We start from the raw sequence: 10,346 nt of genomic DNA, 5'->3' as shown, positions 1-10,346 counted from the left end.
CCCGGTAGCTCGTCAGGCTCATAACCTGAAGGTCACAGGTTCAAATCCTGTCCCCGCAACCAAACTTCAAACGCAAACGGCCCGCTCAACGCGGGCCGTTTGCGTTTTGAAGCCGCGCAGGCCATGGCACCTCGACATCAAAAGCCCGTTGACGTGCTCCCCTGAATATCCTGCAAGAGGCCACTAAAGGCCTCACGCCATGGCGACGCCGCGTGATCGCTTTCTCTCGGCCGCCGCGAGAAGATCGACGAAGGCGCGCACCTTGGCGGGCCGGAACCGGGCCGGTGGAAAGACGGCGTGGATGCCGCCTGTCGGTAAGCTCCAGTCGGCAAACACCGGCACCAGCCGCCCCTCGGCGATATCGTCGTTGACGCTGTAATCCGGAAATATGCCAAGCCCGATGCCGGCCAGCACGCAAGCCAGGGCAGCGGGGCTCTTGTCGCACATGATGATCGGATTGAGTTCGGTCAGCACCGTTTCAGCATCCCTGGAAAACAGCCATTGGCCGATGCCGCGCAACTGGGCGTTGCCGACCCAGGCCAGCGATCTTGACTGGCGCGGCGTCACATCGGGCGGCATGCGCGCTGCGAAACCAGGGCTTGCCACCACGGTCTGCCGTATCGTGCCCAGTCGCCGCGCCTGGTTCGAGGAATCGGCAAGCCAGCCGACGCGAATGCCGAGATCGATCTGCTCGTCCACCAGATTGCTCACCGCGTCGTCGAAGATCGCATCGACGCGCATATGCGGAAAGGCCCTGAGATAGGCCGCCATGACCGGGGCCACCATTTTGGCGCCGTAGTCGAGCGGCGCGGTCAGCCTCAGCGTTCCGCTCGGTTCGATCGCCCCTTGCGAGATTTCGCCATAGGCCGCCTCTGCTTCCCTCAGGATAATCATCGCGCGGTCATAGAACAGGCGGCCTTCTTCGGTCGGCGTGACACGCCGTGTCGTGCGCTGCAGCAGCGTTGCGCCCAATTCCTCCTCGAGCTTGCCGATCTGGTGGCTGACCACGGCCTTGGCGACGCCAAGTCGGTTGGCCGCCGCGGTGAACGAACCGGTTTCCATCACCGTGGTGAAGTAGGCGAGCCGATTGAGGTTCAGAAGTTCGGCCAAGGCGGCAGTCTTTGTATGATTGGATCAGACAGTTTGTATTATTGAGCGCTATTTTTCGCAAGACCTTCGTCTGCCACATGTGAGCCAAGGGGCATTCGCCCGCAGCCGGACCGAGGATGGCGATCATGAGCAATTCAGAAGTGACCTATCTGTTCGATCCGCTTTGCGGTTGGTGCTATGGCGCCACCCCGATGCTGGACAGATTGTCTGCCAGCGGCGTGCGCGTCGAGCTGCTGCCGACCGGCCTGTTCTCCGGCGCCGGCGCGCGTCCGATGGATGAAGGTTTTGCCGCCCATGCCTGGGCGAACGACCAGCGCATCGAGCGCCTGACCGGGCAATCGTTCACGCAGGCCTATCGGCACAATGTCCTCGATATCAGCGGCACGCTGCTGGACTCTCATGCCGCCGCGCTCGGCATCAGCGCCGCCGGCCTGGAGAATCCCAGCCGCCGGCTTGCCGCGCTGAAGACGATCCAGCGGGCGCGCTATGTCGACGGCAGCGATGTCGTGACGACCAGCGGTGTGGCCGAAGTGCTCGCCGCCGCCGGAATGGCGGACGCCGCTGAGATGCTCAAGGCGCCGACCGAAACATTGCTGACGGCCCACCGCGAGCTGGTCGGCCGAGGCCGCTCGCTGTTCCAGCGCCTGCATGCCGATGGCGTGCCTTCCCTCGTGGTCATCCGCAACGATGCGCCCCGGCTCATCGGTTCGAACGCACTGTTCGGCAGCTTCGACAATCTCGTCGCCCATATCGCGGCGGCCTGATCCCCAGAAAACCTCAACAAGGAAACTGAAAAGACATGGCAAAAGTCGCTCTCATTGGTGCATCCGGCGCAGTCGGTTCGCGCCTTCTCAAAGAACTCTCCGATCGCGGCCACACCGTCACCGGTATTGCGCGCAACCCGGAAAAGATCGCCGCACTCCCAGGCGTGATCGCCAGGAAGGGCGATGTCTTCGATAAGGAAGGTCTCGCTGACCTGATCCGCGGCCATGATGTGGCGATCAGTTCGGTGCATTTTCTCGACAGTGACGCCGACACGCTGATTGCGGCGGTGCGTGCCTCCGGAGTGAAGCGCTATCTCATCGTCGGCGGCGCCGGCAGTCTCGAAGTCGCGCCCGGCAAGCGGCTGGTCGATACCCCCGAATTCCCGGCGATCTACAAGGCCGAAGCGCAGAAGGGCGCCGACTTCTTGGACAGATTGAAGACGGTCGGCGACCTCGATTGGACGTTCCTGTCCCCGTCCGCCATGTTTGTCCCGGGCGAGCGTACCGGCACATTCCGCCTCGGCAAGGACACGCTTCTCGCCTCCGACAAGGGCAGCAGTATTTCGTTCGAGGACTATGCCATCGCCGTGGTCGACGAGATCGAGAAGCCGGCCCATATCAGGCAGCGCTTCACCGTCGGCTATTGATCGAACGGGTAGCGGCGGCCGAGTCTCAATCGAGGCCGGCCGACGCCAGCCGCGTCAGCGCTTCGCGCACCCCGACGCGCCGGTAACTTTCCGTATGACAAGACCGTCCTATCTCGGTTCCTCGCGGCGGCGTTCGACAAAGCGCGTTCCCCACTGATCAGGTCGGGTTCGCGCTTGCGCAGTCATTCCTGATAGGACGGATCGACCTCCTTGGCCGGCTTGGCCGTCGTCGAAATCGAAGCCGGCCGGCTGTCGGTGTAGCGGGCCTACTGAGCTATCCGGCATCCCTGTCTGTCAGCGCGATATGACAGCAGCCGGAGCCGTGGCCCGGTGTCCAGGTGACATTGTCAAAACGAACGCCGGTCGCCTCGAACAGGCCGCGGTCGAAGGCGCCGGCTATGCGACAGAGCGTGGCAAGCCTTTGGTCACCAACTCCGGCTTCGACCCAGGCATCCTTCAGCGGGCAGCGTTTCACCTTGAAGGCGATGCGGTCGTCGCTGCGTTCGACATCGGTCGGATACATGCGGCCGCTGTCTGGACTGACGGCCAGGAAGGCTTCGCCGATCGCGCGCGCGTCATTGGGGCCGAAGCCGGCGAAGGCGGCTGCCGCCACTTCCTTGCCGCGTTGTTCGATGGCGCGGATCATGATCGCTTCGGCTTTGTCGGCGCCCAGTTCTCCACTCAGTTCCTCGAGCAACAGCCGGTAGAGATCGGCTCGGTTGCGAAAAGCGGAATCGAGTTCGCGCGACAGTTTCTCGGCTCTGGCTTCGGGATCGGTCATGTCGGGTCCTGTCGAATGATACGGTTGAGTCTTGGCACCGCGGCCACCAGCGCCTTGCCGATGGCCGATTGCGGCGCGTCGATGACGGTTCGGGCATCGCCGCTCTCGGCAACCTGGCCGGCGTCGAGAAGGACGACGCGGTGGGCGATCGCTCTGACGACGCCGAGATCATGTGAAATGAAGAGATAGGCAATCCGTTCCTGCCGTTGCAGGTCCAGCAAAAGATCGAGGATCTGTCCGCGCACCGAAACGTCGAGCGCCGAGACCGCCTCGTCGAGCACGATCAGCGACGGCTTCGTCGCGATCGCGCGCGCAATGGCTACGCGCTGCCGTTGGCCACCGGAGATCTCATGGACGGCGCGTATGGCGAGGTCGGCGGTCAGCCCGACACGCTCCAGCAATTCGGCAACGCGGCGCGGGCGTTCGGAGCGTGAGGCGATGCGGTGGATGCGCAAGGGATCATCGAGCACACGCGCCACCGTGGCGCGCGGGTTGAAGGCTGCCAGCGGATCCTGGAATACCATCTGCAGGCGTGCGCGACGCGCTCTCAGCGCAGCCCCGCTCAAAGCCAGGAAATCATTGCCTTCGAAGTCGATGCGGCCAGCGTCCGGCTCGATCAGCCGCAGCACCAGCCGCGCGATGGTCGACTTGCCGCTGCCGGAAGGCCCGGCCAGCGCCAGCGTCTCGCCGGGGTCGATGTGAAAGGAGACATCGTCGATGGCAGCGATGGCCTTTTTGTCGCGACGGTAGCGTTTGGTGAGGTTGGACACCGTCAGCAGGCTCATGTCTGGAGCTCGGCTCGGTTCAGCAATGGCTTGGCGTCGAGCCCGATATGGGCGTCGAGCAGCGCGCGCGTGTAGGCTTGGCTAGGTGCATTGATAATCTGCGCCGTCGTGCCAAGCTCGACCAACCGGCCATGCCGGAAAACGGCGATGCGCTCCGCAAGCTCGGCCGCGAGCGCGATGTCATGGCTGATGAACAGCAGCGTCATGCCGTCCTCGGCCACCAGGCGCCGGATCAAAGCGACGATCTCCGCCTGTACGATGGTGTCGAGCGCGCTGGTCGCCTCGTCGGCGATCAGCAATTTCGGTCCGGCCGCAATGGCGGCGGCGATCGCGACACGCTGCTTCTGGCCACCCGAAAGCTGATGCGGGAAGGCTTGCAAGGCTGAGTCCGGGTCCGGCAGGCGGACGCGTTCGAGCAGGTGTCTTGCCTTCGCGTAGGCCTGTAGCCATGTGAGGCCGAGATGGGTGCGCGCGACTTCGGCGATTTGTTTGCCGATGGTCATAACAGGGTCGAGGCTGGCGGAGGGGTCCTGGAAGACGAAGCCGATGTCGCGACCGGGGAGGGGATCAATTTTAGGCTGGCGATCCTTCACACCCCCCTCTGTCCTGCCGGACATCTCCCCCGCAAGGGGGGAGATTGCGCTCTCTTTTCTGCTTTCGCCAATTGCCAACGTTGTAGAAGGAGTGCCGGCAGTGAAACTGCCAATCTCCCTCCCTGCGGGGGAGATGTCCGGTAGGACAGAGGGGGGTGCCTTGGCGCCCAACCTTGGCGGCGGATGTAAGAACCAATCGAAGCGCCCATCAATACTGGCGCTTGCCGGCAACAGCCCCGCAATGGCCAGCGCCAGCGTGCTCTTGCCGGAGCCGCTTTCGCCGATGATGGCGAGGCGTTCGCCAGCGGCGATGTCGAGGCTGATACTCTTCAGCGCCGCCACCTCGCTGCCGTCTCGGCGGTAGGTCACCGTGAGGTCGCGGATCGTAGCCAGAGCGGTCACGAAAGGCCTCTCCTGACTGCTGTCGTCTCGACGATGCCTTCACCGGCGAGATAGACGCCGAGCACGGTCAGAACCAATGCAATGCCTGGGACGATCGACAGGAAGGGCGCGGTGCGCAAAACAGTGCGGCCTTCCGATATCATGCCGCCCCAGGTGACCCGGTTGGGGTCGCCCAAGCCGAGGAAAGACAAGGCCGCTTCGGTGAGGATGGCGGCTGCGACGATCACCGACGACATCGCCAGCACCGGTGGCAAGGCGTTGGGCAGCACCTCGCGAAAGGCGATCGCCAGCGGATGCATGCCGATAACCCTGGCCCCGGCGACATAATCGCGTTCGCGGATGGAGAGGACTTCCGCGCGGGCCACTCTGGCCGGTCCGGTCCAGGTGCCGAGCGCGATGGCAATCACGACGATGCCGAGGGAAGGCCCGACGACGCTGACGAAGGCCAGCGCCAACAGGAAACTCGGCACGGTCTGGAAGGCGTCGGTGATGCGCATCAGCACCTCGTCGACGAGGCCACCGGCAAAGCCGGCCAATGTGCCGATCACCGCGCCGACGACAAGTGCGGCCGCCGCTGCAGCGAGTCCGACGGCCAGCGATGTGCGGGCGCCGTGAAAGAGCTCGGCCAGCACGTTGCGGCCGAGCCGGTCGGTGCCGAGCGGCAACGACCAGTCCTGGAACGGCGGCAGCAGCGCCGGGCCGGCGATCGCCTGCGGATCGCCAGGAAACAGCAGCGACGCCGACAGCGCCATGGCTATCAGCGCCGCCAGGAGGATGACGCCGGCAACCGCCTCAGGCGTGCGCAGAAACCTGCGGAGCGAACTCATATGCCGGTCTCGCTGGCGCCGACGCGCGGATCGAGGAAGGCATAGGCGATGTCGACGAGGAGGTTGATGACGATGACCAGGACGGCGCTGGTGAGGATAATGCCGAGCAGAAGCGGCGTGTCGCGGGAGGCGACCGCCTCCTGCGCCAGCCGGCCGAGGCCGGGCACGGAAAAGACGCTCTCGATGACGACGCTGCCGCCGAGCATCTGCGCCGATTGCAGGCCGAGCATAGTGACCAGCGGAAGTAGCGCGTTGCGGGCGACGTGGGCGAGGACGATGCGCCGGCGGGAAAGCCCCTTGGCGCGTGCGGCCAGGACGAAATCCTGCCGCCAGACCTCGGCCATGCCGGCACGCATCATGCGTAGATAGAGCGCCAGATAGATGAAGCCGAGGGCGGAAACGGGCAGGACGAGATGGACAGCGATGTCGGCTGCACGGTCGAGCCCCGTCTTGTCCGAGGCCAGGGTTTCGATGCCGCCGATCGGCAGCCAGCGCAGGTCGACGGCAAAGACGACGATCAGCACCAGGCCGAGCCAGAAACCCGGCACGGCATAGAGCGCCAGCGAGCCGATCGACAGGAAGCGGTCACGGAAACTGCCTGGCCGCGCGCCGGCATAGATGCCGAGTGCCGAGCCGAGCCCGAAGGAAAGCGCGGTGGCGCTGACCATCAGCAGCAGCGTGTTGGGCAGGCGTTCCAGGATCACGTCGCGGATCGGCCTGGAGAACATCACCGATTGGCCGAGATCGAGATGCAGCAGCGCCCAGAGATAATTGGCCAGTCGCGTCAGTTCCGATTGGTCGAGGCCCCAGCGATGCCGCAACAGCTCGATCATGCCGGCGTCGCCGCCGCTCGACACGATATAGGCGTCGACCGCGTCGCCAGGGGCCGCTTCGAGCAGCAGGAAGGTGCCGACGACGACGATCAGCAGCACGAAGACGCTGCCGATGAGGCGGCGGCGGAGCAAGGTGAGGGCGCGGGTCATGCGAGCGTCGAGGCGGCGCGACGATCAAAGGAAAGGTCGCGCGCGTGCACCCCCCTCTGTCCTGCCGGACATCTCCCCCTCAAGGGGGGAGATCGGAAGGCATTTGCGGTTTCGCCAATCTTCGACGTTGCAGGCAAATCAGCCGACGACGCGGCCAGCCAATCTCCCCCCTTGAGGGGGAGATGTCCGGCAGGACAGAGGGGGGCCTCGTTGAACGCAGCCTCTACGATCATTCCGCGAACTCTCATCCGCGCAAATGTGTCACGATTCCAAATACGTGTCCGCCCAGTTCGACACCGCCCAACGCGGGTTGTTGGCAATATTCCCAACGGTGTCGCGGGCGACGCTGATAAAACTCCATTCGGCGACATTGATCAGCGGCAGGTCGGCGGCCACCTCTTTCTGGAACTCCTTGTAGAGGTCGGTGCGGGCAGTGGTGTCGAGCGTCTCGGATGCCTTGGCGATGAGGGCATCGAGCGCCTCGTTCTTGTAGCCGCCCTGGTTGGAGAACGGCACGCCGTCAGGAATACCGCTCTGCACCAGAATGGTGGTGGAGATCGCCGGATCGCCACGGAACACCGGCGGGCCGACGGCGAGGTCGAAGGCGTGATCGGTGTAAACGGCCTTGATGTGGCCGGCCGAGTCGTTGTTGACCAGCTCCGCGTCGATGCCGATGGCGGCCAGCGCCTGGCGCAGATAATCGCCGAACTGCTTGGTCTCGTTGAAATAGGGCGCGGGCAAAAGCTTCAGCGAGAAGCGCTTGCCGTCGCCGCCTTTCTTGTAGCCGGCCTCGTCGAGCAGCGCGTTGGCCTTGGCGACGTCGAAGGCGTAGGTCGGCACATCAGCGGTGTAGAACTGCGGATCGTTCTTCGGCACTGGACCGGTGGCGGTGGCAGCATAGCCGAGGAACACCGTCTTGACGACGAAATCCTTGTCGATGGCATGCGCGATCGCCTGCCGTACTTTCACGTCGGCCAATTCCTTGCGGCGATGGTTGATCTCGACGACGAGCTGATAGGTCAGCCCTTCGTAACCCTTCGAGATCACCTTCAGGCCTGGCACTTTAGCGATGCGGTCCAGATCGGCCAGCGGCACGGCGGAGAAGGCTGCAAGCTGGATCTCTCCAGCCTCCAGCGCGCTCGCCGCGGACGTGCGATCCGGCAGCACTTGGTAGATGATCTCGTCGAGATAGGGCTCGTCCTTTTCCCAGTAATCCGCGTTCTTCGTCAGCCGGTAATATTGGCCGGCCTTGTACTCGGCGAATTTGAACGGCCCGGTGCCGATCGGCGCGTTGTTGGCCGGGTTGTCCTCGATCTTGCCGACCTCGTAGATGTGCTTCGGCACAACGCTGCTCAGCGCCGGCAGCGCGTTGCGGATCAGCTGGAACGGTGTCGGCTTGGCGAATTTGAACACGGCGGTGAGATCGTCCGGCGTGTCGACGCTAGCCAGATCCTTGAACACGGTGCGGCCGAGGTTCTGCAGCGGCTTCCAGATCTGCAGCGCCGAGAAGGCAACGTCGGCCGAGGTGAACGGCTTGCCGTCATGCCACTTGACGCCGTCGCGCAGTTTGAACGTCACCGAGAGCCCGTCGGCGGCACCTTCCCAGCTCAGCGCCAGCCGTGGCGCGAGCCCGTCCTTGCCGTCGAATGAGGCTTCGGCCAGCGTTTCGACGATCTTGCTGGAGATGAAGAAGACGCCATTGGAGGCGACGATCGCCGGGTTGAGGTTGCGCGGCTCGGAATCGGCGGCAAGCACCAGCCGGCCGCCTTTCTTCGGTGTCTGCGCCCAACCCGATATCGGTATGGCAGTGGACGCCAGCAGCATGGCCGAGCCGGCAAGCATGGTGCGTCTCGAGATCGTGAAACCTGACATGATCGAACTTCGTCCTCTCGGCGACCTAATCGGGTGCGCCAGTACCCCTCGGACGCCGACAAGCCCGCCAGCATCCGTGCGGTGCCGATTATGGGGGTTGTCGAGGGTTTCGCCAGAGACGGAATTGGCGCATCCTCGCTTGGCTTTGAAATTTTCATCCGCTGGACCAGTTTGGGGGAAGCGACTCTATTCGGTCAATCTGGTAGGACCAGAATGATCTGATATGCGACCAATGATGGTATGGTGACATCGAACGGTGCTGTTTTTGCCATTTCTGGCTGGACCAGAGTGGCCAGAATGGTGCAGATTTGATGCGGGGCCATGGGATCGGGAGCGGAACAGCCGGCGATCCCTGGCAATTCAGGGAGAGAGAGATGAACATTGCTCCGGGCAAGAATGCGGTCGGCACTGTCCCGTTCGACCAGGCACGGGTCGACCGGCTGATGGAGGAGGCAGGCCTCGATGTGCTGCTCGCCACCTCCAAGCACAACACGCAGTATCTGCTGGGCGGCTACAAATTCATCTTCTTTGCCGCCATGGATGCGATCGGCCATAGCCGTTACCTGCCGATCGTCGTGTACGAAAAGGGCGGGCCGGAGCATGCCGCCTATATCGGCAATCGCATGGAGGGTGGCGAGCATCAGAACAACCCGTTCTGGACGCCGACATTGCACGCCGCCTGCTGGGGCACGCTCGACGCCGCCAACCTCGCTGTCGAACATCTGCAGAAGATCGGTAAGGCCGGCGCCCGCATCGGCATCGAGCCGGGCTTCCTGCCGTCGGACGCCTACACGCTGATTCGCAAGGCGCTGACGGACGCCAAGCTGATCGATGCGACTGAGATGCTGGAGCGCATGCGCGCTATCAAGACCGATGCCGAGCTGGAGAAGCTGCGCACGGCTTCCGAACTGATCACCGATTCCATGCTGGCGACGATCGCGTGGGCGCGCGAAGGCACGACCAAGAGCGAGATGATCGAGCAGCTGCGACGCGAGGAGACCAATCGCGGCGCGCATTTCGAATATTGCCTGCTGACACTGGGCTCCAGCCACAATCGCGCCGCCTCGCCGCAAGCGTGGAAGAAAGGCGAGGTGCTGTCGATCGATTCCGGCGGCAATTTTCACGGCTATATCGGCGACCTCTGCCGCATGGGGATTCTGGGCGAACCGGATGCCGAGCTTGAGGATCTGCTGGCCGAGGTCGAGGCGGTACAGCAGGCGGCCTTCTCAAAGGTCAGAGCGGGCACGCTGGGCGGCGACATGATTTCGCATGCCGAAGGTGTGCTGAAAGCGTCGAAGGTCGCGGCCTATACGGATTTCTTCGCCCATGGCATGGGCCTGATCACGCACGAGGCACCGTTCCTGATGACCAACCACCCGGTGACCTATGAGGGCACCTATGCGTCCAAGCCGCTGGAGAAGAACATGGTGCTGTCGGTCGAGACGACAATGCTCCACCCGACGCGCGGCTTCATCAAGCTGGAGGACACGTTGGCGGTGACGGATACCGGCTATCTGATGTTTGGCGATCGGGGCCGGGGGTGGAACAGGGGTGGCACCCTATAGAGACGAAGGCTGGCGCT

General features: G+C 63.8%; 10 protein-coding genes. 3 read left to right on the top strand and 7 right to left on the bottom strand.

What is annotated here, in order from left to right:
• Window positions 1-192 precede the first annotated feature (192 nt).
• On the bottom strand, window positions 193-1,110 hold the full coding sequence (locus tag NKJ01_RS30550; protein WP_023760848.1) for a LysR family transcriptional regulator: 918 nt from the start codon (window positions 1,108-1,110) through the stop codon (window positions 193-195).
• A gap of 125 nt (window positions 1,111-1,235) precedes the next feature.
• Here NKJ01_RS30550 and NKJ01_RS30545 point away from each other — a divergent pair, with 125 nt between their 5' ends.
• A complete protein-coding gene (locus NKJ01_RS30545; RefSeq protein WP_023760847.1) occupies window positions 1,236-1,874 on the top strand; it encodes a DsbA family protein in 639 nt (212 codons plus the stop codon).
• Between the two features lie 35 nt (window positions 1,875-1,909).
• A complete protein-coding gene (locus NKJ01_RS30540; protein ID WP_352604452.1) occupies window positions 1,910-2,521 on the top strand; it encodes an NAD(P)-dependent oxidoreductase in 612 nt (203 codons plus the stop codon).
• 274 nt (window positions 2,522-2,795) lie between these two features.
• Here NKJ01_RS30540 and NKJ01_RS30535 read toward each other — a convergent pair whose 3' ends face one another.
• From NKJ01_RS30535 to NKJ01_RS30510, 6 genes are all read right to left on the bottom strand, one after another.
• Window positions 2,796-3,302 carry an L-2-amino-thiazoline-4-carboxylic acid hydrolase gene (locus NKJ01_RS30535; protein ID WP_352733855.1) on the bottom strand — a complete coding sequence of 169 codons (507 nt, stop codon included), beginning with the start codon at window positions 3,300-3,302 and terminating at the stop codon, window positions 2,796-2,798.
• The gene (locus NKJ01_RS30530) at window positions 3,299-4,087 is read right to left on the bottom strand and encodes an ABC transporter ATP-binding protein (protein WP_352733853.1); all 789 of its coding nucleotides are present in this window, start codon (window positions 4,085-4,087) and stop codon (window positions 3,299-3,301) included. The genes NKJ01_RS30535 and NKJ01_RS30530 overlap by 4 nt, the downstream gene beginning before the upstream one ends.
• Window positions 4,084-5,082: an ABC transporter ATP-binding protein gene (locus tag NKJ01_RS30525; RefSeq protein WP_352733851.1), complete on the bottom strand. Its 999-nt coding sequence runs from the start codon at window positions 5,080-5,082 to the stop codon at window positions 4,084-4,086. Before NKJ01_RS30525 ends, NKJ01_RS30530 begins: the two co-directional genes overlap by 4 nt.
• On the bottom strand, window positions 5,079-5,909 hold the full coding sequence (locus NKJ01_RS30520) for an ABC transporter permease (RefSeq protein ID WP_352733849.1): 831 nt from the start codon (window positions 5,907-5,909) through the stop codon (window positions 5,079-5,081). Before NKJ01_RS30520 ends, NKJ01_RS30525 begins: the two co-directional genes overlap by 4 nt.
• A complete protein-coding gene (locus tag NKJ01_RS30515; protein ID WP_352733847.1) occupies window positions 5,906-6,892 on the bottom strand; it encodes an ABC transporter permease in 987 nt (328 codons plus the stop codon). Before NKJ01_RS30515 ends, NKJ01_RS30520 begins: the two co-directional genes overlap by 4 nt.
• Window positions 6,893-7,153: 261 nt before the next feature.
• On the bottom strand, window positions 7,154-8,764 hold the full coding sequence (locus NKJ01_RS30510; RefSeq protein WP_352733845.1) for an ABC transporter substrate-binding protein: 1,611 nt from the start codon (window positions 8,762-8,764) through the stop codon (window positions 7,154-7,156).
• A 374-nt stretch (window positions 8,765-9,138) separates the two neighbouring features.
• Between NKJ01_RS30510 and NKJ01_RS30505 the strand changes: the two genes are divergently transcribed.
• Window positions 9,139-10,329, top strand: a complete 1,191-nt coding sequence (locus tag NKJ01_RS30505; RefSeq protein ID WP_352733843.1) for a M24 family metallopeptidase — start codon at window positions 9,139-9,141, stop codon at window positions 10,327-10,329.
• The last annotated feature ends 17 nt before the right edge of the window (window positions 10,330-10,346 follow it).

The organism is Mesorhizobium sp. M0276, from assembly GCF_040321755.1.
Taxonomy (GTDB): domain Bacteria; phylum Pseudomonadota; class Alphaproteobacteria; order Rhizobiales; family Rhizobiaceae; genus Mesorhizobium.
Note: the sequence above shows the minus strand (reverse complement) of the source record. Positions and strands in the feature narration are given on the sequence as shown.